At 25.3% G+C, this 20643-nt stretch carries 27 protein-coding genes; 5 read left to right on the top strand and 22 right to left on the bottom strand.

Annotated features, from left to right (window positions below; genetic code table 11):
* Positions 1 to 51: 51 nt before the first annotated feature.
* The 14 genes from CJ670_RS07295 to CJ670_RS07235 all read right to left on the bottom strand — a co-directional run bounded on the left by CJ670_RS07295 (position 52) and on the right by CJ670_RS07235 (position 9614).
* Positions 52 to 1011 (bottom strand): Abi family protein, encoded by a 960-nt coding sequence (locus tag CJ670_RS07295; protein WP_165785196.1) that lies wholly within the window; start codon positions 1009 to 1011, stop codon positions 52 to 54.
* A 9-nt stretch (positions 1012 to 1020) separates the two neighbouring features.
* Positions 1021 to 2583, bottom strand: coding sequence for a type I restriction-modification system subunit M (locus tag CJ670_RS07290; protein WP_105939471.1), 1563 nt, complete (start codon positions 2581 to 2583; stop codon positions 1021 to 1023).
* 482 nt (positions 2584 to 3065) lie between these two features.
* On the bottom strand, positions 3066 to 3464 hold the full coding sequence (locus tag CJ670_RS07285; protein ID WP_105939470.1) for a hypothetical protein: 399 nt from the start codon (positions 3462 to 3464) through the stop codon (positions 3066 to 3068).
* Positions 3451 to 3807: a hypothetical protein gene (locus CJ670_RS07280; protein ID WP_105939469.1), complete on the bottom strand. Its 357-nt coding sequence runs from the start codon at positions 3805 to 3807 to the stop codon at positions 3451 to 3453. Before CJ670_RS07280 ends, CJ670_RS07285 begins: the two co-directional genes overlap by 14 nt.
* A gap of 1 nt (position 3808) precedes the next feature.
* Complete coding sequence (locus tag CJ670_RS07275; protein ID WP_105939468.1) at positions 3809 to 4501, bottom strand: hypothetical protein; 693 nt, start codon at positions 4499 to 4501, stop codon at positions 3809 to 3811.
* A gap of 13 nt (positions 4502 to 4514) precedes the next feature.
* Entirely contained in the window at positions 4515 to 5090 is a 576-nt protein-coding gene (locus CJ670_RS07270; protein ID WP_105939467.1) for a metallophosphoesterase family protein, read from the bottom strand.
* Positions 5090 to 5224 (bottom strand): hypothetical protein, encoded by a 135-nt coding sequence (locus tag CJ670_RS11070; RefSeq protein WP_272869269.1) that lies wholly within the window; start codon positions 5222 to 5224, stop codon positions 5090 to 5092. The genes CJ670_RS07270 and CJ670_RS11070 overlap by 1 nt, the downstream gene beginning before the upstream one ends.
* Entirely contained in the window at positions 5199 to 7061 is a 1863-nt protein-coding gene (locus CJ670_RS07265; RefSeq protein ID WP_105939466.1) for a hypothetical protein, read from the bottom strand. The genes CJ670_RS11070 and CJ670_RS07265 overlap by 26 nt, the downstream gene beginning before the upstream one ends.
* 1 nt (position 7062) lies before the next feature.
* Positions 7063 to 7407 (bottom strand): plasmid mobilization protein, encoded by a 345-nt coding sequence (locus CJ670_RS07260; RefSeq protein ID WP_105939465.1) that lies wholly within the window; start codon positions 7405 to 7407, stop codon positions 7063 to 7065.
* 11 nt (positions 7408 to 7418) lie between these two features.
* Positions 7419 to 7646, bottom strand: coding sequence for a hypothetical protein (locus tag CJ670_RS07255; RefSeq protein ID WP_105939464.1), 228 nt, complete (start codon positions 7644 to 7646; stop codon positions 7419 to 7421).
* An 11-nt stretch (positions 7647 to 7657) separates the two neighbouring features.
* Positions 7658 to 8203 (bottom strand): hypothetical protein, encoded by a 546-nt coding sequence (locus CJ670_RS07250; RefSeq protein WP_105939463.1) that lies wholly within the window; start codon positions 8201 to 8203, stop codon positions 7658 to 7660.
* A complete protein-coding gene (locus tag CJ670_RS07245) occupies positions 8200 to 8979 on the bottom strand; it encodes a nucleotide-binding protein (RefSeq protein WP_105939462.1) in 780 nt (259 codons plus the stop codon). The genes CJ670_RS07250 and CJ670_RS07245 overlap by 4 nt, the downstream gene beginning before the upstream one ends.
* A 12-nt stretch (positions 8980 to 8991) precedes the next feature.
* Positions 8992 to 9366: a hypothetical protein gene (locus tag CJ670_RS07240; RefSeq protein WP_105939461.1), complete on the bottom strand. Its 375-nt coding sequence runs from the start codon at positions 9364 to 9366 to the stop codon at positions 8992 to 8994.
* Positions 9367 to 9374: 8 nt separating this feature from the next.
* Positions 9375 to 9614: a helix-turn-helix domain-containing protein gene (locus tag CJ670_RS07235; RefSeq protein ID WP_105939460.1), complete on the bottom strand. Its 240-nt coding sequence runs from the start codon at positions 9612 to 9614 to the stop codon at positions 9375 to 9377.
* A gap of 226 nt (positions 9615 to 9840) precedes the next feature.
* On the opposite strand from CJ670_RS07235, the gene CJ670_RS07230 reads away from it, so the two are divergent.
* From CJ670_RS07230 to CJ670_RS07220, 3 genes are all read left to right on the top strand, one after another.
* Positions 9841 to 10461, top strand: coding sequence for a hypothetical protein (locus CJ670_RS07230; RefSeq protein WP_105939459.1), 621 nt, complete (start codon positions 9841 to 9843; stop codon positions 10459 to 10461).
* A 1488-nt stretch (positions 10462 to 11949) separates the two neighbouring features.
* Positions 11950 to 12270, top strand: coding sequence for an antibiotic biosynthesis monooxygenase family protein (locus CJ670_RS07225; protein WP_105939458.1), 321 nt, complete (start codon positions 11950 to 11952; stop codon positions 12268 to 12270).
* 187 nt (positions 12271 to 12457) lie between these two features.
* Positions 12458 to 13195: an NAD-dependent epimerase/dehydratase family protein gene (locus CJ670_RS07220; protein WP_105939457.1), complete on the top strand. Its 738-nt coding sequence runs from the start codon at positions 12458 to 12460 to the stop codon at positions 13193 to 13195.
* Positions 13196 to 13395: 200 nt separating this feature from the next.
* On the opposite strand, the gene CJ670_RS07215 is transcribed toward CJ670_RS07220, so the two are convergent.
* Positions 13396 to 14703: a HipA domain-containing protein gene (locus CJ670_RS07215; RefSeq protein WP_105939456.1), complete on the bottom strand. Its 1308-nt coding sequence runs from the start codon at positions 14701 to 14703 to the stop codon at positions 13396 to 13398.
* Complete coding sequence (locus CJ670_RS07210; RefSeq protein ID WP_105939455.1) at positions 14700 to 14954, bottom strand: helix-turn-helix domain-containing protein; 255 nt, start codon at positions 14952 to 14954, stop codon at positions 14700 to 14702. Before CJ670_RS07210 ends, CJ670_RS07215 begins: the two co-directional genes overlap by 4 nt.
* 160 nt (positions 14955 to 15114) lie before the next feature.
* Here CJ670_RS07210 and CJ670_RS11010 point away from each other — a divergent pair, with 160 nt between their 5' ends.
* Positions 15115 to 15195, top strand: coding sequence for a Fic family protein (locus CJ670_RS11010; protein WP_165785197.1), 81 nt, complete (start codon positions 15115 to 15117; stop codon positions 15193 to 15195).
* Between the two features lie 247 nt (positions 15196 to 15442).
* On the opposite strand, the gene glyS is transcribed toward CJ670_RS11010, so the two are convergent.
* Genes glyS through ribA form a run of 6 tightly spaced genes read right to left on the bottom strand, consistent with a single transcriptional unit; the run spans position 15443 to position 19383 of the window.
* Complete coding sequence (glyS, locus tag CJ670_RS07200; protein WP_105939454.1) at positions 15443 to 17467, bottom strand: glycine--tRNA ligase subunit beta; 2025 nt, start codon at positions 17465 to 17467, stop codon at positions 15443 to 15445.
* The gene (locus CJ670_RS10845; protein WP_165785195.1) at positions 17460 to 17627 is read right to left on the bottom strand and encodes a hypothetical protein; all 168 of its coding nucleotides are present in this window, start codon (positions 17625 to 17627) and stop codon (positions 17460 to 17462) included. The genes glyS and CJ670_RS10845 overlap by 8 nt, the downstream gene beginning before the upstream one ends.
* Positions 17624 to 18004, bottom strand: a complete 381-nt coding sequence (locus CJ670_RS07195; protein ID WP_105912597.1) for a hypothetical protein — start codon at positions 18002 to 18004, stop codon at positions 17624 to 17626. The genes CJ670_RS10845 and CJ670_RS07195 overlap by 4 nt, the downstream gene beginning before the upstream one ends.
* 1 nt (position 18005) lies before the next feature.
* Complete coding sequence (locus tag CJ670_RS07190) at positions 18006 to 18227, bottom strand: PP0621 family protein (RefSeq protein ID WP_105912596.1); 222 nt, start codon at positions 18225 to 18227, stop codon at positions 18006 to 18008.
* A complete protein-coding gene (gene rsmG / locus CJ670_RS07185; protein WP_105939453.1) occupies positions 18221 to 18811 on the bottom strand; it encodes a 16S rRNA (guanine(527)-N(7))-methyltransferase RsmG in 591 nt (196 codons plus the stop codon). The genes CJ670_RS07190 and rsmG overlap by 7 nt, the downstream gene beginning before the upstream one ends.
* Entirely contained in the window at positions 18808 to 19383 is a 576-nt protein-coding gene (gene ribA, locus CJ670_RS07180; protein WP_105939452.1) for a GTP cyclohydrolase II, read from the bottom strand. Before ribA ends, rsmG begins: the two co-directional genes overlap by 4 nt.
* Positions 19384 to 19442: 59 nt before the next feature.
* Here ribA and hemB point away from each other — a divergent pair, with 59 nt between their 5' ends.
* Positions 19443 to 20417 carry a porphobilinogen synthase gene (gene hemB / locus CJ670_RS07175; RefSeq protein WP_105939451.1) on the top strand — a complete coding sequence of 325 codons (975 nt, stop codon included), beginning with the start codon at positions 19443 to 19445 and terminating at the stop codon, positions 20415 to 20417.
* The last annotated feature ends 226 nt before the right edge of the window (positions 20418 to 20643 follow it).

Below are 20643 nucleotides of genomic sequence, written 5' to 3'. Positions count from 1 at the left end.
ACTATAGTTGTATACAATTACAGCACTTACGGTAAGTCCCTGCATGCACACTTACCTTGTCTTTATTTTTATTATATTCATAATAAAATCTTCCCTTTTTTTATCACAGTTATTTAAAATATCATTTACAAATAGCTCTTCTAAAATTTTAGTGTCTTTTATTTTGGAATGCTTTTCTAAAAGAATTTGCATTGAAAAATATACATCTAATAGTTTATGCTCATAAATATTTTTTCTAAGATTTTTGTGTAATCCATAAGCTTTAACACCTCTATAATTTCTGTTAAATAGTCTTCCATTATGGGCACATCTATTTCTTAGCTCTTTTAATCTTAATAAATAATTCAAAAATACATCTTTATCATACATACCAAATCTATTTGCTAAAAGTTTTAGAATACTATTATCGTTTACATTTAGCTTTGAAATAATATTAATTAAACTTCCAAGTGTAACATTTTCAATAAAATAGTGAAATGGTGGATAATTTATATTCATATTACTATTCAAGTCAATTAATATTTTATCTTTTAAATATTTCTCTTTATTTGAGTTAAAATCATATTTGCCTAAATAATAATCTCTATAATGAAGATATATTTCATTTTTTTTATTCTTTAGCTCTTTTACTTCCCAATCATAAATAGATTCATCACTTAATTTAAAATTATCAACATATGAATCTTTTAAAAGATAGAAAAATGGATTATTTGTAAGACTATAAGCAATCTCTATTAGGTAAGTTTTTAATTTTATTTCAATTTGAGAAGTTGATTTAAATAAATTTATAGAAATTTGTCTATCCAAGTTATAAAGCTCCAAAACATCATCTATACTATATTCACTTACATCTTTTCGAAATGCTTTTACATATCCTTTAAATCTAAAAATTCCAATTTCTTCAATTATTTCTTTTAATTGGTCATATTCATATTTAGATTTTTGAAAACCCTCTTTATATAATAGTTCTATATAGCTATCTAAATTTAGTCTTTTATAAGAGTATTCCAAAACTATCTCCTAAAATGGCGTAGAGATATTTAATTCTCTACAAAACGAAGCTATTGTTTCATCAGTTGTTTTCATCTCTATTTCTAAAGCCTTTAATTCACTTGATACTTTGTCTAAATCAATAACTTCTTCCTCTTCAAAAGTATCTACATATCTTGGAATATTCAGGTTGTAGTCATTCTCTTTTATTTCTTGCATAGAAGCAAGATGAGAGTATTTTTCTATCTCTTTTCTATTTGCATAAGTATCAATGATTTTTTCAATATTTTCATTTGTTAGATAGTTTTGATTTTTTGCTTTTTCATAATCATTAGATGCATCAATAAATAATATATTATCACTATGCTCTCTACACTTTTTAAATACTAAAATGCATGTAGGTATTGAAGTACCATAGAAGATATTTGAAGGTAATCCTATAACTGCATCTAAATAGTTTCTATCTTCTATTAGATATTGTCTAATATGACCTTCAGATGCTCCTCTAAATAACACACCATGAGGTAAAACAATAGCCATAGTTCCATTATCATCAAGATGATAAATCATATGTTGAATAAATGCAAAATCAGCTTTTGAAGAAGGTGCTAGTTTCCCATATTGACTAAATCTATCATCATTTAAGTGAAGTGGATTTGCACTCCAGTTTGCAGAGAATGGAGGATTAGCAACTATTGCTTCAAATCTATGCTCTAAATGTTGTGGATGCTCAAGAGTATCTTCTTGTTTAATATCAAATTTTCTATAGTGAACATCATGCATAATCATATTCATTCGAGCTAAGTTATATGTAGTTCTATTTAACTCTTGCCCATAGAAGTTTGACACATCTTCAACTTCTTTTGCTACACGAAGAAGTAGTGAACCAGAACCACAAGTTGCATCATATACTGATTTTAATCTACTTTTTCCAACAGTTACAAGTTTTGCTAAAATTTTTGATACTTCTTGAGGAGTATAAAACTCCCCTGCTTTTTTACCTGCTCCTGCTGCAAATTGCCCTATTAGATACTCATATGCATCACCTAAAACATCTCTATCATGATTTTTTAGTTCAAAGTTGATATTATCAAGATGATATAGAACTTTTGCTATTAGTTTATTTTTTGCTTCTTCAGTACGACCAAGCTTTGTGCTAGTTAAGTCTAAATCTTCAAATAGGTGTTCAAAATCATCTTCACTTTCTGTTCCCATAGTTGAGGACTCTATATGTCTTAATACTTGTGTTAAATCATCAAGGATAAAGTTATTGTTATCACTATTTCCTTTTTTTGCCATAGCTGAAAATAGTTCATTTGGTTTTAAAAAGTATCCTAGTTGTTGAACACAATCATCTTTTAGGCTATTTAATATCTCTTCATGCTCAGAGTTATTTGAATCAAGACTTGTAAATGTAATACCATCTTCTTTTAAAAGTTCATTTGTAAAGTTTTCAATTTTTTCAGATAGATATTTGTAAAAGATAAAACCTAGAATATAATCTCTAAACTCATCGGCATCCATCTTACCTCTAAGTTCATTTGCAATATTCCATAATTGTTGTTCAAGTGCTTTTTTATTCTCTTCACCCATATAGTTTTAATCCCCTAAATATAAAATATTGTGTGTATTTTTATAGTGTTAAATTTATATTGATTATACTTTTTTGAAACTTCTAAGGTGGTTAAGAAAGTAATTTATATGTATATTAATTTATAAAATTTAAAATGTCAACTTAAAACTATTGTAATTTTAATAAAATTGTTTTTAAAATATCAGAACTAAAGATAGAATTGGAATAAACTGTCGAGAGAAATTAAATATTTATAAAAAATAATTTAGTTTTATATATAAAAAGTTAGAAAATTATTTATTCATAAAATCTAAAAAAAGAAAAAATTATTTAGTTTTTTAAGTGAATTTTGCACATCAATCACCCAAAATTAGCGTATGCGATTTTTGTACGGTGATTGGTCGATGTGCCTATGAAGACTTTTGTGAATTTCTACTTTTTTCTACTTTTTTCTACTTTTTTCTACTTTTTTCTACTTTTTTCTACTTTTTTCTACTTTTTTCTACTTTTTTCTACTTTTTTCTGTCTTTTTTTTGATTTTGTCTAGTTTTTTTTCATTTTTTCTACTTATTACTCTAATATTTTCACTATAAGGAGAGCTTAAAAAGATAGCTTTTAAATCTTCTAAATCAATAAAATATTTATCTTTTAAAACTTGTAAATCTTCTTTGGTAGCATTTTCAAAAATATCATTTACAAATAATCTCTCATTATAAGTTAAATCATCATATCTTTTTTTTGTAAGACAATTAACAATAAAATCTATTTCTATACTATTATCAACAATCTTACTTTTAATCAATTCTCTTTTTTTGATTATCTCTAAAGCTTCTTTTTCGATTTGTTTAATTAGCTCATTGGCTCTTTTTATTATTTCTAAACCATCATTACATTTCTTCAAAATAAAATCCTCTACAGCTTAAAGTTTTGTTTTTTGCACAAAGCTCTTTAAAAAACCATTGCATTTCATTATTGCTTTTTCCTGATAAATTGTATTGTTCAATCATTTTACTTCTAGCAAAACTATCATCAAAAGAGAATACATTAAACATTTCCTTTTGTTCAAACTCTTTACCATTTTGAATATTAATATCTGAAAAAGAGTAGCCATTACAATTATCATCATATTTAAAGTGAAATTTGTTTTTTACTGTATCAAAAGTTAAAATTCCAAAATCTTTTTCCCACTTATCTTTTACTTTTAATTGTTTAATTTCTTTTTCTTCATAATTACAAGTTTCCATTTTAATCTCCTTTTTGAAACCTATGTTTTCCAGTTTTAATAAACAGTTTTGAAAAGCTCTCAAAATCAGTTAAATATATATACTCTTCATCATCAATAATTACATAAGTGCTTCCTTTTGCACTCTCATACCAAAAATCATAAAAAGGTAGTTTTTTAATATCATTTTCTTTAACTAAATTACCTTGATGTATTTCCAAACCAAAATAAGTTCTATTTTTTGTCGGTTTTATAACATATTCTTTTAATGGTTTTTGTAAGCAAACTTCGGCAAAACTACACATATTATTTTTAATATCTTCTGTTATTTCTAAATCTTTTGTTATCTCATTTCTTCCATCATAAAAAAGCTTTACAGGAACGCTCATTAAATAACAAGCAACTAAAAAACTTCCGTTTGATACATAACACTCTTCTTCATCATACTCTTTGCCTTTTAGAAAATTATATATATCTTCTTTAAAAGCTAAAGAGATAATTCCATTTTCACTTCTTGTACATCTTTTAATATACTTTTTTGCATAATGTACTTCTTGGTTAAGTTTTAAAGGTACTATATTTTCAATATTTTTTTCTGTAAAACTTTTAATTCCTTTATCATCTATAAAAAAATTATCATCTATTTTAAAAATCATTTTTCTATCAATGACAGTTAAAACTTTGTCATTATCTTGTGTATATTTACTTAATTGCATATTGTCTCCTTTCCTAAACCTCTATTTGCTTAATTTTAATCCACTTACCATTTCCACTCTCATTGTGATAGCCAACAGGGTTACAAATACAAGTAACATTATGTTCTTTATATTCAATAACATCGTGGTTATGTCCAAATATCCAGTATTTCATATTTCCATTTTTTAAATACTCTTCACCATCAAAGCAAAAAAATGTATTTGATAGATTATTTTTATATTTACTATTCATATTTTCATCTTTTACACTTGGGTTAATATGAGTAATCATTACATCACAATCTTTATAAACTTTTTCGATTTTAGGTTTTTCCATTTCATAAAAATCATCAAAATTTTCAATTTCTAAAATATTTATGTAATCGTGATTTCCTAATACACAAACTATATTTTTGTAAAACTCTTTTAGAATTTTTAATATCTTTATATTTTGATGATTATTGTGTCCTAAATCACCAGCTATTACTAATACATCACCACAATTATTAAAATCAATAATTTGGCTGTAAAATTTAATTACATCATCTTTTGTGTATTTACAATAGAAGTAGTTATCGAAATGTAAGTCACTTAATATATCTATTTTCATTATTTCTCTTTTTCTAAAACACTGTTATTTATGTTACTTAAGGTATTTTCAAAATATTTTACTTTATCTTTAAAAATATCACAGCCCAACTCTTTTTTTGTCATTATTTTATCTATTTTTTCTTTTTCTTGCATGATGGTTATCTTCTCTATTCTGATTCATTTCAATTTGTTCATCTACAATATCTTTATTGGAAATATCTTCATATTGTTGTGTTAACTCTTCTATTCTTTCTTCATGTTTTAAATCCCTATCATTTTTTATTAGTTGTTTTGATATCAAATCTTTACAAATCTGTGTTGCTTCACCAACTCGAATTCCAATTTCTTTAGTAAAAAAATCTATAATTGATTTTGGTTTTTGTCTATTTGTCTTATTATTAATTTTATTTCCATCAACAACTTCAAAATCATCAAGATTAATGTTATATTTTTGTTTTGCAAATTCTAAAACTAATTTTGCATTTAAACTCTCTTTTAAGAAATTTATATCATTTATTTTTTCAGCTTCAAAAATTTTAGATTTATTATCAAAAATATAATTGTCCAATAAAGATGTGGGTCTATAAATTTCTTCACTATTATTTAAGTTTATTCCTTCCTTTTTATTTTGTTCTTCAATTTTTTCAACAATTTGTTTTTTTACTTCTTTTATAAAATCATCTGGACCATCAACTTCAATTTCTAATAAATTCCACCCTTTTGCGATTGCAATATCAAGCATTAATTTAGCTTCATTCTCAATTGAATCAGTATTTGAAAAAGATATAACCTCATCACCTCTATCTTCAATATTTATGCCGATTGATTTATTTATAAAACTAGTATTATTTATAGTATCATCTACTTTTATATAATAACCATTAAGTGAATCTTGTATATTTACTCCATAATGTTTATAAAAAATCTTTTGTTGAAAAGTTAAATGTTGAAAAGTTAAAGATTTTATAGAGTTATAATTACTATTTGTTGAATATTTCTTTTCAAAATCTTTTTTTAATTCCTTATCTTCTTCATAAATTTTTTCTAAATCTTCGGTAGCTTTTTTACTTCTTCTTTTGAAAATTTCTTCAACTCTTTTTTCATAAACTTCATTTAAAATTTCTTGTAATTCCTCTTGAGTCATATCTTCAAGTTTTTTATGATTTTTTGCATCAAAATTAACATCAACAAATCTTTCTAATCCCCTACCTTGTAAATTTATATCTTGAATTGTTTTTTTACCACTTTTATCTGTTTTATAACTTTTTCCAATTAATGTTACATAGTTATTATTTTTAGTATCAACAACTCTGTAATCTATTCCTTCTTGAAAATTAATTTGATTCTCAAGAAAATAGACAAGCTCTTCTCTATCATTTAAATCATCAAGTAGTTCAATCCACTCGTTTCTATCTCTACCCACTTGAGAATCAAAATTTTTAACTCTAACCTCTCTTTTTTTTATTTGCTCAAAACCAAATTTAAAATTTGTTTTTCTGACCATTAATTCATCATAAAAACTGTTATTTGCAAATAAATTTCTGAGTTTTGTATCTGATAATGAATTCAAAAATGATATCCCCAGATGAATATGAGGGTATCTCTTATTACCATACTCATCGTACTTTATCTTTGGATAATGCAACTCTGCATAACTTATAATTTCATTATCAATATCATAGCCACTAAAATGGTGTTTGATATAATCCAATACCAATTCTTGCATTAATACATTTTGTTCATTTTTTGTTGGCAAAGATTCAATCTTTATCCAATCATTATCTGAAAAACCAAATGTAATATGCATATAATTTTCAGACCAATTTTTGTTTTCAACGCAATAATTTTCAGCTTTTTCAAAAGCATCTAAATTACCCCAAATTGGGGTAACTATATCTTTATCATCTCTATTATAAATTGAATCGGCTTTTTTACCATCTCTTATGTATTGAGAGAGACCTGATTTTGCTCTTTTAACTCTAACTATCACATTAAGCTCCAATTTTATTTAATTGATTTTGAATCAACTTTAATTCAATTAGCAAAGCCTGATAATCTTGATTATTTAATTCATTTTTTAAATTTGCAACATTTAATACATAAGCTATCTCGTTTAAATTTACTCCACACTTTTTAACTTGCATTGCAAGAACATTGTAATCTTTTTTTACAACAACTTTCCCTTGAGATAATATATGTCTAAAATAATCTGCTTTTGACAAACCACTATCTTCAATTTTTGAATTTAAATCTTGAAGAAACTCTTCAGTAACTCTTAGCTCTATTCTTTTTGAAGCTTTAGATTTAGGCATTTTTTTAACTTTTTTAGCAATCATATTATTCCTTATTAACTTTTTCTTCTTTTATTTCTGTTGCACCAATCCATTATAGTCAAAGCTATATTTTCTAAAATATCATTTTTAAAATGAGAAAATGACAATATGTATGTTTTCAAAATTTTTCTCTCACTATCTTTAAAGAGTAAATCTTTACACTCAACATAAATTTGCTTATTTTTACAATCAAACATTATTTTTTCTACTTTAAATGTTGGCGTTCTAAATTTTTCAATCATCGCTTAATTCCTTATGATAAAATATTTAATGCTGGCTCTATCATTAAGAACACTTGACTATTAAGCTTATATTGTAAATATTTATAAATATAAAGATATGTACAACTAGCACCTAGAAATAGACCCATAAGAGGAAAATAGATTTTATACACTAAATCAATTTTATTTCTTTCTCTTTGTGCTTCTAAATTTAATTTTTGTAAAACATCTAACCCTAAAAATAAATCTTCTCTTACTTCTTTAAATTTTTTTTCATTTTTATCAAAACTTTCAATCATCTCTACTTTTAAGTCATCCATCTTTTTTTTATAATAAGCTTTTATTTCATTAATATTACTATCAACCTCTTTTTGCATATCATTTTTTGAAGAATTAACATATTTAACAATTTCCTCTATTTTTAAAGAATGTAATTTTAAACTCTCATCTAATTTTGAAGAATCTTGAATTAGTTTTTTAAATAAATTTATTAATCCTTTTTCTTCACCAAATTTTCTTTCAAGAGCCTTTAGCTCTTGAACAATTTTTACAACTTCATTTATTGATAATTCACTCATTTTAATTCTCCATATAATAATTTATCCAATTCATCAAATGCTACATTCAATGTTGTTTGTAGATAATTTTCAGCTTCATCATAAATTTCAAGCATAACAGACAAGTTGGATACTTTTTGGTTATCTTCTTCATCCAAAGCAATGTCAAAAGCATCTTCTATCTCATTTTTTGATTCTAGATCAGTTGCTAGTTCATATACAGATTTCTTAATTTTTCTACTTAAATCTATCACATCACTATCTTTCAAAATAATATATGGATATTTTTTTAAATCTTTATCATTAAAGAAATCACCATATTGAAATTGAACTCTTCTTGGATTTCTAACACGTGATAAGCAAAACATAATATTTGCATTTTTATCCATCTCTAAAATTACATCTAGTGTTTTTTTAGCATTTTTAAGGTCTTGTGAACCACCTGACATAGGAATAATAAATAAATCTACTTTTTTAAACATTCTTGATTTTTTAAGACCATCCAAAAAAATTGTTGTAGTCTTATTACCTCCTACATCACATAACCTCATATCAGCCTTATCAATACCATTGAATAAATTTCTCAAGGTTGTAGTAATTTCAGAACCATCCCCTACTTCTACCTGCGTACTTTTAATTTTTGATTTTGTGAAATTTTGAGAATCTTTATTCTCATCATCAAATTCAAAAATTTCCACATTCATATTCTTATAAAGTGCATATGCACCACATATTTGCATTGTAGTAGTGCTTTTACTTGCACCCCCTTTATGATTTGTAACAACTATATATTTCAAATTTTAATTCCTTTACTGTACTTTAGAAGATCCATACATTGCAATTGCATTTAATTCATCAGAATCCAATATTGATTTTTCTTCTTCTTTTTTTGTATTTCTATTTTGAGATACACCTTTTCGAATTTCACCTATTTTATCTACTGTTTCAATATTATTTTTTTTAAGATTATTCTTACAAAAATCATAAAAAACTGTATTTGAGATTTGTAAATCAAATTCCTTATTTATCATTTCTAAAATTTGTAACAAAGTCCAATAATTAGATAATGATTGAATTTCATCTTTGATTAACCTTAGTAACTTAGTTTTTTTAAGTTTTTTAAGTCCTCCTTGTTCTATCTCTCCAATAATCTTTTCTTTTTTTGCGTTAAGCACATCTTTCACAATTGATCCTACGCTGTTTTAATTTGTCTTAAAACTTGAAATCTTGCAATTGCTTTTATAGGATACATAACTCGTCCACCAACCATTATATAATCAATACCAATACCGTCTTTCCTCCATTTTTCAATTGTACTTGGAGAAACACCAATAACATTAGCAGCTTGTTTTGAATTAAGATTAATTCCTTTAGAAATATTTAAAGCTTTTATTTCTTTTTCATATTTCTCTATTTCTAATTCTATATTCATTTTTAATCCTTTTAAGATTTAATAACTTGTTCCAATAAGCCTAGATAAATACTTATTGCAAAATTCTGAAATACCAATTCCTTTTAAAGGGAATACAAAAGAATAATTGATATAATAAATATATGGAATAATATTCCTTTGTTACAAAAGAATTATTCCATTATATTCCTTATATATTACTTAATATAGTAATAAAAAAGGAATATAGTAATAAAAAAGGAATAAAATGCATACTGCAACTATGATTATTAATAAATTAATGGAATATTATAACGTTCAAACTATTTCTGAACTTGCTGAAATAATTAAAATTGGACAACCAGCAATTTCAAAATGGAAAAACAATAACTCTATAAATCCAATTAAAAAGAAGTGTAAAGATTTAGGAATCTATAACGAAATATTTGATAATTTAGACTCAAAAAATAATTTATCTGACTTTACTGATCCTGATGATATATATAAAGATGACTATTACTATAAATTACATCTAAAAACAATAAATGCACCTAAAGATTTTGATAAATTAATTAAGAACAACAATATAATAGATATAGATAATGGTACTTTTTCTTTATTGAAAGAAGCTTACATTAGTTCTATAAATATTGATGATATTAAAAACTTTAGAATTCATCTTATGAACTTTACATTTGAGTTTAGTAATATTAAAAACAATTTTAATACATATTTAAAATTAGAAGATAATGACCAAATTGATCTAATTACGTTCAATTTATTTATTGAAGCATATAAAGTAGCACAAAATAACAATAAATTAAAAGAATTTAGACTTCATTTAATGGAATATACATTTGACTCATATAAATTAGCTAATCCGGAATAATTTTTAAATCTAATTAAATTATTCCACCTTTTTTATCTCAGTTGTCTCCTTCTTGTTGTTCCGCTTTTTTTTGGAAGAGAGAATAAAGAGAGAGATGATTTGATAGGGGAGAGAGGGAAGCGGAGACAACTTGCCCTTGTAACAAAATGGATTTAACACTTTGTTACAGGACAAGTTAAGTTATGACTCGACTTTTTCGGTCGGTCGCTTCGACTTAAGTAGATTATTGTTCAGCTCTTAATCTACAACACAATTACACTAGACGGTTCCCCTTATCTAGTAACTATATCTTTATCAATCCAGTATTAACTCTATTGCTAATTTAAAAACCTCTGTTTTATATCTTAACTGGTAAATCTATAGGAGTGTCCTTGCTACTATATAAAAATAGTAGAACGGGCATCTCCAAGGTGAATCGTACCACATACACATCCTCACACCTTGCTGATTTGGTCTATTATTTGGCTAACCTTCTAAGAGGGAATTACCCTCTTTACGACAAGTGGCTACTTGCCTTGTATAAGTATTTAATTTTATCGTAGGATTTCGCCTTACTGTGCAGTCCTTACACTCTACCGCTTATTATAGTTTTATTTGGACAATATTTTATTCTCAACAATTAAGTTGTTTTTTTGAAATTAGAATAAGGTTGATAATTTTTGTGATTTATGTTAAAATGCTTTCACTTTTTTAGCAATTCTTGTAGTCGCCAAACTATCATGTTAAGAATTGCTAGAAACCTCCTTTTTTAAACTTCAAAATATTCTCCAACAATAAAGTGGCTTTATATCTTTAGATTTAACAAATTACATTATTTTAAGATTAGTAAAAAAATTAGAGTGCTTTTTTGGCAAACTCACATCTAATTTAAATACTTAGAGCTTAGGCAAATTTATCAAGTGATAAACCTATCTAAGCAGATGTGTGCTTGCCAAAGCTCTAAATATTTATAGTGCAAGTATATATATATTTAAAATTTATGTAAATATAATGAATTTATCCAAATTATCGTTTCTATATATATTAAATAATATTAAATACATTAAATATTAAAATATGATATAGACTATAATTTAATTAACTTAAGAAATTATATTAATAAATTAGTTTAAGATTAGATTAATTTATTAACAAGATGAATTACTAAAAGATTTTTTAATACAAGACAAATAAAATACTAAAAGAAAAAATACTTTATTTATCAGTATCTATACTATTGATTTTATTAGGGTGTGATATGAGTGTAATTTAAATTATTTAACAAAGCTTAAAAATCGTATTTTTGCTTATTTACAAAGGTTTTATTAGAAATTTATTATATTTTTATATAGAGAGTTAATATTGTTCTGGCTATAGTAATTAGAACGCAGTCTTCAGTATTCTCAAATTTTGAAGAAAAATCAAAAGAATGGCTTTTTTTCGCTAATCATCTATTATAGTATAAAACTATTTCATACTATAATAGATTAAATTAAAAATGGAGAGAATATGTTTGCAGTTATTTTTGAAGTTGAAATTAATGAAGAACGAAAAAATGAATATTTAATAATTGCTTCAATATTAAAAGAGCAATTAGTAAATCAAAAAGGTTTTATAAGTGTCGAAAGGTTTCAATCTTTAATAAATGAAAAAAAACTTCTATCATTATCATACTGGGAAGATGAAGAAGCTATTCTTTCTTGGAAAAAGAATATTGACCATATGTCTGCTCAAAAGAAAGGAAGAGAGTCTATTTTTAAAGATTATAAAATAAATATTGCTAAAATTCAAAAATCTTATACTTTAGAAACTAGTGATTACGATAAGTAAGGATATCAATACATACTATAATAACTCAAAAAAAGTAGACAAAAATTTATTCAGTTAATTAAAATAACAACTTAGAGAGAATTGTTTAATTATTAAATGGATAAAAATGTCACCAAGATACAGATAATTTAAGATGGATGGAATATAGAAAGTATTAAAGAATTTATATATAGTTAAGGATTAAAAAATGAATTGTAATAAAAAAGTATTTGTTGCAGGAGCAACAGGAGTAATAGGTAGAACTTTATGCAAAATGTTGATAAAAGATGGATGGATTGTTTATGGAACTACAAGAAATGAAAATAAAATTGAACTTCTTGAAAATATTGGGGTAAAGCCTGTAGTTATTGATGTTTATGATGAAAAAAAATTAGAAGATATTTTAACTACTATTAAACCTACAATTGTAATGCACCAACTTACTGATTTACCAGCAGGTCTTGATCCAGCAAAGATGGATGAAGCATTAGTAAGTAATGCAAAATTAAGAGATATTGGAACTAAAAATTTAGTTAATGCATCAATAAAAGCTGGGGTGGAAAAAATGATTGCACAAAGTATAGCATTTGTTTATGAACCTGCATCTTTTCCTTATACTGAAGATTCGGATTTATTAAATTTTGAAGATCCAATATATGGAGAAACATCTAGAGCTGTTTCAAGTTTAGAAAACCAAGTATTAAATGCACCTTTTATTGGGATAATTCTTAGAAATGGCTTATTATATGGAGATGGAACAGGTTTTGATAAACCAGTTGATTTCGTACCTCCTGTACATGTAGAAGCAGCAGCACATGCAGCATTTTTAGCTATTAAATGTGATAAAAATAGAATTTATAATATTTCTGATGTAGATGAAAGACTTTCTATACAAAGAGCAAAAAATGAACTTAATTGGAATCCAGAATATAGAGTAGCACATTAATAAATAATGTAGATTTATGCCACTTATGGCCTAATAATAAAAAGGATTTGATATGGAATGACCCCGATAGCAATCAGTTAACACCTTGGATTGAGTAACACTATCAACTATAGTTCTTAGAGTCACATCCATAATATTAAATCCTTTTTTTGTTTATTGTAGCCTTTTTGTACTACAAATTAATATAATAACTCTTTTGATTATAACCAGTCATCTTTATAGAACTTATAATCACTATCTAATGTTTTAAAAATATCTTCATATTTTTTACAAGTATCCAAAATATTACTTTCTAATTTTTCTAAAAATTTGATCTCATTATCACTATATAAACCTAACATATCATTTTTAATTATTCCAATATTTTTACGAATATTATTTACAATTAATTTAAATTCATTTTTTATTAATCTTGGTTGAATATCTATATGAACACAAAAACCAACCATATCATAAGCACCTATTTTTTTTGAGTCAAATTCATCACCAAAAGCCATAGCAAAATTATTATGGAATTGAGGGTACATATCAATATTTACTAAATCATAAAGTGGGGATAATTCTAGACCATTTTTATTTACAAAAAAAGATATGTTTTTTGCATGAGCATCAAAATTATTTATACACAGGTTAAATAGTGTCCATTTCAAAAGATTTAATTTTGTTAAAATTTTATTTGTTGTGAGTTTTGAAGATTCAAATAAATTTTTAAAATTTGCATTACCTCTATAATCAGTATAAACCTTTTCATATTTCATATTAACATCTAAATCCAATAATTGACATCCATCAATAATATGTCTTTTAGAAATTTCAAAAGATTTATCATCAATTTCAAAAAATTCTCTATCAAATCTCTTTACAAATAAAATATTTTGAGTACCAAACTTTCTTATTTCAACTTCTGCAACATTTAAACCACATAATTTAGCTAATTTCATACAAAAGTATTCGTTTAAAACTAAATGTATATCATCTTTTTTTTCAAATTTTAATATATGAGTTGAAGCAATTTTTCCTTCTCCTATACCATACTTATTATCTTTCAATACTACTAATGGCAATTTATCCTGAACACCTGATAAACTAAGTCTAATTTTTCCATCCCACAAAGTAATATTTATATTATCTTTATTCATAATTCTTTCAGTCAATTCTTCATTACTTATTTCTCTAAAATTAGTAACCACAATATTATCTGTGCTAAATGTTAAAGCCCCTGCAGTTTCATTTCCGATTGCTTCAAGTAAACCAAATTTATTAGCTTTTGAAATTTGTAATATTATACTAATGGCATCTAATCCATTACCTTCTGGTAAAAGATTATTTACAAACTTTTTAATACTATTTGAATCTATTGATTCATTAAATTTAAGGTGTGGAGATAACTCAAATCCTATATTTTTCCAGTTTTCATCATATATTAATTCAACATCGTTTGAATTTAAATCAATTTCTAATATTCCTACTCGTTCATTATTACAAAAAATATTAATATTATGTTTCATTTATTTTTTCCGTCTAATTGGATATAAATACCTAGACCATTGACAACTTTTAAAAAACTATCAAGAGTAACTCCACCTTTATTATTTTCAAGCTTTGTAATAACATCAACAGGAACATTACACAATAATGCTGTTTGATGAGAGGTTAAATTTGATTTTGTTCTTTTTGCTTTAATGAATTTTCCTAAATATTCAATAGTTATTTCTCTATCATAAATAGGATAATCAGTTGGTATAACTTTTTTTGCCATTTTATTCCTTAAAAATACTTGATTTACAGTATTATATATTAAAATTAATACTTAGTCAATTAAAATACTGTAAAAATAGTATTTTATATATTTTATAATTTAATTAATTTTAAAATACTTGATTTACAGTATTAAAATTAAATCATACAATATTTGAAGAATGAAGTATTATGAAATAGCTTCAAGATTACATCATAGAGCAGTTCAAATTCACCCTTTCAAAAATGGAAATGGTAAATAGAGTAGAATGTTAGCAAATATTTATCTTAGATAAAATGAGCTAAATTCAAAGTTCTAAAATATAGGATTTATAAAAAGTTTGTATTGTAGTGTGATATAGGTGTAATTATAAAAAATTTACAAACCTTAAATTTTCTTATAATACCGATAATATCGAATTAATTTAGATTTTAAGAATTATATTTATATAGAGAGTTAATCTCTACATATAATCAAATATAAAAAATCTTTATAAAATAAACAAAAACTTAAATTGTTATTTCTTTAATATCTGCAATATTTCTAAATCCTAAATAAACCTGTGCAATAAGATTTTTTCTATTTGTTTTAATTCTTTCATCTTCATGATTTACAAAAACTTTATCAAAAAAGCTATCAAGTTGTGGTTTTAGAGAAAATAAAGCTTCAAGTTCTTCATCAAAAGTTATGAAGATTGAACTCTTTATTTTTTTAAAACTATTATATAAATTTATCTCTTCATCTTGCTCAAATAGTGTTTCAACAAGTTCTAAAGAGCCATTTATCTCAATATCTTTTACAATATTTGCAACTCTTTTAAATGTAGCACTATAATCTTTGAAATTATCACTTTCAACAAATGGATTTAAAGCTTCTACTTTTTGATAAATTCTGTATATATTTGTCTCTCCACTACTTATTACAGCTTTTAAAACAGTTGGATTTACACTATCAAAGATTTTATAAAGTCTTTCTATAAAAAATTCATTTAAAACTTTTAAATCAAGATTTTTATAATTTGCTTTTAAATCTTCAAAAATAGCTTTAAAATCAATATCTAATTTATGTTCGATTGCAATTTTTACAACTCCTAAAGCTGCTCGTCTCAAGGCAAATGGATCTTTTGATCCTGTTGGGATTTTTCCAGCACTAAAAAGAGCCATAAGATTATCGATTTTATTTGACATAGCAACTATTGAAGAAAAAACAGAACTAGGAAGTTCACTATTTTCACCACTTGGAAGATATTGTTCTTTTAAAGCTAGACTAATTTTTTCATCATAATTTGCTATTTTTGAGTAGTAGTAACCCATAAGACCTTGAAGTTCTGTAAACTCATACACCATTTCACTCATTAAATCAGCTTTTGAAAGCATTACAGCTTTTTGCAATAATTCAATATCTTTTTTATCTATTTTTAAAATCTCTGCCAAATATGAAGCAATTTTTGCTTCTCTTTCACATTTATAATAAACTGTTCCTAAACCTTCTACAAATACAAGTTTTTTAAGTCCTTCATTTGATAAACCATTTTTTATATCATTTTTATAAAAAAACATTGCATCAGCAAGTCTTGGTCTTAAAACCTTCTCATTTCCAGAGATTATATATCCAAAATCATTTGTTAATGCATTTGAAACAACTATAAAATTATTTGTAAGTTTTTCATTTTTATAAACTGCAAAATATCTCTGATTTGCTTTCATAGATGTAACAATTACTTCAGCTGGGAGTTGCAAAAACTCTTCATCAAATTTTCCTAAAAGAGCTGTTGGATACTCAGTAATTGCAACAACTTCGTCTAATAACTCTAAATCTAATTCTATTTGAATATTGTGTTTAATCTCAATATCTTTTAGTTGTTTTAAGATTTTTTCTCTTCTTTCATCTTGATATAAAACTACTCCATATTTATCCAACTTGCAAAAATAATCACCAACATCATTAAAAATAAATTGTTCATAACTATCCATTCTATGACCAAAAGATAAATTAGAAGATTTTACTCCAAAAAGCTCTCCATCTACAATTTCATTATCCATCATCATAGAAAAAAATCTAATAGGTCTTATAAAACTATCACTTCTACTTCCCCATCTCATAGATTTTCCAAAATTTAAACTCGCTACAAATTCGTTTACCATATTGTTTAAAAGCTCTTTTGAAAAAACTCCAGATATTTTTTGTTTATGATATAAAACTTCACCTTTTCCAAAATCTTTAAATGAAATTTTATCTACACTAATACCACATTTTGAAGCAAAACTAATAGCTGCAGGAGTTGCTACACCATCTTTAAAAGCTATATTTTTTGGAGCACCAATATTTTCAACTTCACTATCTTCTTGTTTTACTTGAAACTCTCTGTGCCATAAAACCAATCTTCTTGGAGTATAAAATAGCTCAAAATTACAAAGTAAACTATTTTTTTCTAAAATATCACTCCATTTTTTCTCGATATTTGATAGCTCTTTTAAAAATGGAATAGCTGGTAACTCTTCAACTCCAATTTCTATTAAAAGTGGTTTAAGCATTTTCTTTTTCCTTATCTTGGTTTTTGTTTTTTTCTATCTCATCTAATTTTTCAAGTTTATCTGTGTGTTTTTTTATTTGTTGTCTATTAAAATTTATAATAAACATAGCAACCATAAAAACAAATAGAGCTAAAACTACAAAATCTAATATCTCTTTCATACTTTTATCTCCAATACATCTTTATAAATAGCTCCATCAATCTCTTCTAAAGCAACTTTTTCCAAATCATCACTAGAGTTTATAATAGTCAAAATTTTTGAATCCCACATATAATTATCAGCTATTTTTTGTAATTTTTTAGCTAATTTATTTTTACAAACTATATATTTTGCATTAAAGCTTGAAGCATAAATAGCCTCTTTTATAGAGTTTACATATACCAAAAAGTTTAAATTTTCAGAATTAGAGTATTTTAAAAGTTCTTCATTAAAATCAAAAAAAAGCATTGAATTTGATTTTGTATTTTTAATATCTTCAATACTTAAAACTTTAAAAAAATCTTCAAATGGAATTAAACTATCTCCAATTATCTTCATTTTAAGCCTTTTTGTTATTTAAGCAATCTTTTGAACAAAAAAACTTTCCACTACTTACTATAGCCTCTTTTTGAGAAACAAATGTACTACAAGTAGGACACTCTACCATCTCATCAGAGATTAATTTATCATTTTTTTTAACACCATCAACTCTTTTGTTTTTAAAAAATAGCAAATAAACAACAAAACCAGCCAAAATAACAGCTATTACTTTTATCAACATTTTCTTCCTTTAATATATAAATAATTTCGTTCACATCTTGAAACAACTTTAAAGTTCGATATTTTAGAAGTTTCAATCTCTTCTTCTAGCATACTTCCTTTATAAAAAAGATAAGATGTATGCTCTTTTTTTATCTTAGAAGTAATATTTAAAAGTAAATTTGTATTTGTTACAGCTCTACTTGTAATTAAATCAACTTCTAAATCTTCTAAATCTTCTGCTCTTTTTTGCAAAATTATAAGATTACTCAAACCCAAACTTGCTTTTACAAAGTTTAAAAAAGCAACTCTTTTTAATCTTGGTTCTATCAAATAAGCTTTTACATCTTTTCGTGCAATTGCTAAAATAAGCCCAGGATAACCAGCTCCCGTACCAATATCTGCAAAACTATTAAAATCATCTATGAAATTAAGAGGATAAAGTGAATCTAAAATATTTTCATAGATATCATCATCAGTCAATCTTCCACTTAAATTGTGAACCTTTCCCCACTTTTGTAAAAGTTCAACAAAAACTTCACAATCTTTATAAAAAATATCTTGAAAATTTAAACTATTTTCTTGTAATAATTTTTTTAAACTCAAAGCATATGCCCCATTTGTTCTTTTTTTATATTTAAATAGTTTTTATTATGACAATTTGGTTCAACTATTGTTGGAATTCTTTCTACAATCTCTACATCCAAAGTTTCAATAAACTTTATTTTTGCAGGATTATTCGTAAGAATATTTATTTTTTTTATTCCCATATCTTTTAAAATATATTCAACAATACTATATTCTCTCTCATCTTCTCTAAAACCTAAAGCCAAATTTGCCTCAACTGTGTTTTTTCCTGCATCTTGTAAACTATATGCATTTACTTTATTTAAAAGCCCTATATTTCGACCTTCTTGTCTATGATATATTATTAAACCACTATTTTTTGCAATATAAGAAATTGCTAATTCTAGCTGTTTTTGACAATCACATTTAACACTTCCAAAAACATCTCCTGTAAGACACTCTGAATGTATTCGCAAGTTTACAATAGATTCAGGATTAAAATCTTCGCTCATCAAAGCTAAATGCTCTTGATTATTTTGTTTATATGCTTTTATCTTAAAATTTCCGTGTTTAGTAGGAAGGTTTGCTATATTTGATTCGATTATATTCATTTGTATTTAAACCTTAAACTGTTAAAATCCAAAGATTATATCAAAAAGAGGTAAATATTATGTTTAAACGATTTAGAAGATTAAGATTAAATGAAACTTTAAGAAATTTAGTTCAAGAAACAACTGTTAGCAAAGATGATTTTATATATCCTCTTTTTGTAAAAGAGGGAAATTGTATTAAAGTAGAAATATCAAGTATGCCTGGTGTTTTTCAAATGAGTATTGATGAAATTTTAAAAGAGTGTGAATATTTACAAAAAATAGGTTTAAATTCTATTATTCTTTTTGCTATTCCAGATATTAAAGATTCGGTTGGAAGTGAGTGTTTATGTGATGAAAGTATAATCTCAAGAACAATAAAAGCAATTAAAGAGAAGTTTCCAAATATGTTTGTAGTTACAGATTTATGTTTTTGTGAATATACAGATCATGGGCATTGTGGAATACTTGATCCAAAAATACAAAGTGTTCACAATGATAAAACACTTGAAATATCTGCCCAACAAGCACTAGTTCACGCACGTGCAGGAGCTGATATGATAGCACCAAGTGGTATGATGGATGGAATTATTACAACTTTAAGAGCTGCTTTAGATGAAAATGGTTTCAAAGATTTACCAATCATGGCATACTCTACAAAATTTGCAAGTGGTTATTATGGACCATTTAGAGATGTGGCTGAATCAACTCCAAGCTTTGGGGATAGAAGAACATATCAAATGAATGTTGCAAATAGACTTGAAGCTATTAGTGAATCTTTAGAAGATGAGAAAGAAGGTGCTGATATTTTAATGGTAAAACCAGCACTTGCATTTTTAGATATTGTAAGAGATATAAGAAATGAGACTAAACTTCCTATTTGTGTTTATAATGTAAGTGGTGAATATGCTATGTTAAAACACGCTGGTCTTGCTGGACTTATTGATTATGAAAGAGTTATGATGGAAACTATGATTGCATTTAAGCGAGCTGGGGCAAATATAATTATTTCATATCATGCAAAAGAAGTTTGTGAAATTTTAAATAGAAAATAAATTGTTATATTTTAAATCGTATGTTAAATCATACGGTTTTTTAATTTTTAAAAATAGAAAGATACAATAAAAATGTAGAAAATAAAAAAGCTTACCTTGACCTACTATTGTTTTTCTTAGTAAGACAAGATAAGCTCTTGGGGGGATTTGTAAAACTCAATGAGCTGGCAGCGACCTACGTTTCCACAGGGGGACCCTGCAGTATTATCGGCGATGAAGTGCTTGA

Source organism: Arcobacter cryaerophilus gv. crypticus, assembly GCF_002993025.1.
GTDB classification, from domain to species: Bacteria; Campylobacterota; Campylobacteria; order Campylobacterales; family Arcobacteraceae; genus Aliarcobacter; species Aliarcobacter cryaerophilus_B.
This window is presented reverse-complemented; position numbering and strand designations above follow the sequence as displayed.

Coding starts and splice junctions, on each gene's coding strand:
- CJ670_RS11010 (WP_165785197.1), top strand. CDS start 15,115: ATGAAGTATTATGAAATAGCTTCAAGATTACATCATAGAGCAGTTCAA.
- CJ670_RS11070 (WP_272869269.1), bottom strand. CDS start 5,224: ATGCAAGAAAAAGAAAAAATAGATAAAATAATGACAAAAAAAGAGTTG.
- glyS (WP_105939454.1), bottom strand. CDS start 17,467: ATGCTTAAACCACTTTTAATAGAAATTGGAGTTGAAGAGTTACCAGCT.
- ribA (WP_105939452.1), bottom strand. CDS start 19,383: ATGAATATAATCGAATCAAATATAGCAAACCTTCCTACTAAACACGGA.
- CJ670_RS07275 (WP_105939468.1), bottom strand. CDS start 4,501: ATGCAATTAAGTAAATATACACAAGATAATGACAAAGTTTTAACTGTC.
- CJ670_RS07220 (WP_105939457.1), top strand. CDS start 12,458: ATGAATTGTAATAAAAAAGTATTTGTTGCAGGAGCAACAGGAGTAATA.
- CJ670_RS07290 (WP_105939471.1), bottom strand. CDS start 2,583: ATGGGTGAAGAGAATAAAAAAGCACTTGAACAACAATTATGGAATATT.
- CJ670_RS07230 (WP_105939459.1), top strand. CDS start 9,841: ATGCATACTGCAACTATGATTATTAATAAATTAATGGAATATTATAAC.
- CJ670_RS07225 (WP_105939458.1), top strand. CDS start 11,950: ATGTTTGCAGTTATTTTTGAAGTTGAAATTAATGAAGAACGAAAAAAT.
- CJ670_RS07190 (WP_105912596.1), bottom strand. CDS start 18,227: ATGTTGATAAAAGTAATAGCTGTTATTTTGGCTGGTTTTGTTGTTTAT.
- CJ670_RS07260 (WP_105939465.1), bottom strand. CDS start 7,407: ATGATTGCTAAAAAAGTTAAAAAAATGCCTAAATCTAAAGCTTCAAAA.
- CJ670_RS07270 (WP_105939467.1), bottom strand. CDS start 5,090: ATGAAAATAGATATATTAAGTGACTTACATTTCGATAACTACTTCTAT.
- CJ670_RS07210 (WP_105939455.1), bottom strand. CDS start 14,954: ATGGCAAAAAAAGTTATACCAACTGATTATCCTATTTATGATAGAGAA.
- CJ670_RS10845 (WP_165785195.1), bottom strand. CDS start 17,627: ATGAAAGAGATATTAGATTTTGTAGTTTTAGCTCTATTTGTTTTTATG.
- CJ670_RS07195 (WP_105912597.1), bottom strand. CDS start 18,004: ATGAAGATAATTGGAGATAGTTTAATTCCATTTGAAGATTTTTTTAAA.
- CJ670_RS07235 (WP_105939460.1), bottom strand. CDS start 9,614: ATGAATATAGAATTAGAAATAGAGAAATATGAAAAAGAAATAAAAGCT.
- CJ670_RS07250 (WP_105939463.1), bottom strand. CDS start 8,203: ATGAGTGAATTATCAATAAATGAAGTTGTAAAAATTGTTCAAGAGCTA.
- CJ670_RS07215 (WP_105939456.1), bottom strand. CDS start 14,703: ATGAAACATAATATTAATATTTTTTGTAATAATGAACGAGTAGGAATA.
- CJ670_RS07280 (WP_105939469.1), bottom strand. CDS start 3,807: ATGGAAACTTGTAATTATGAAGAAAAAGAAATTAAACAATTAAAAGTA.
- CJ670_RS07255 (WP_105939464.1), bottom strand. CDS start 7,646: ATGATTGAAAAATTTAGAACGCCAACATTTAAAGTAGAAAAAATAATG.
- hemB (WP_105939451.1), top strand. CDS start 19,443: ATGTTTAAACGATTTAGAAGATTAAGATTAAATGAAACTTTAAGAAAT.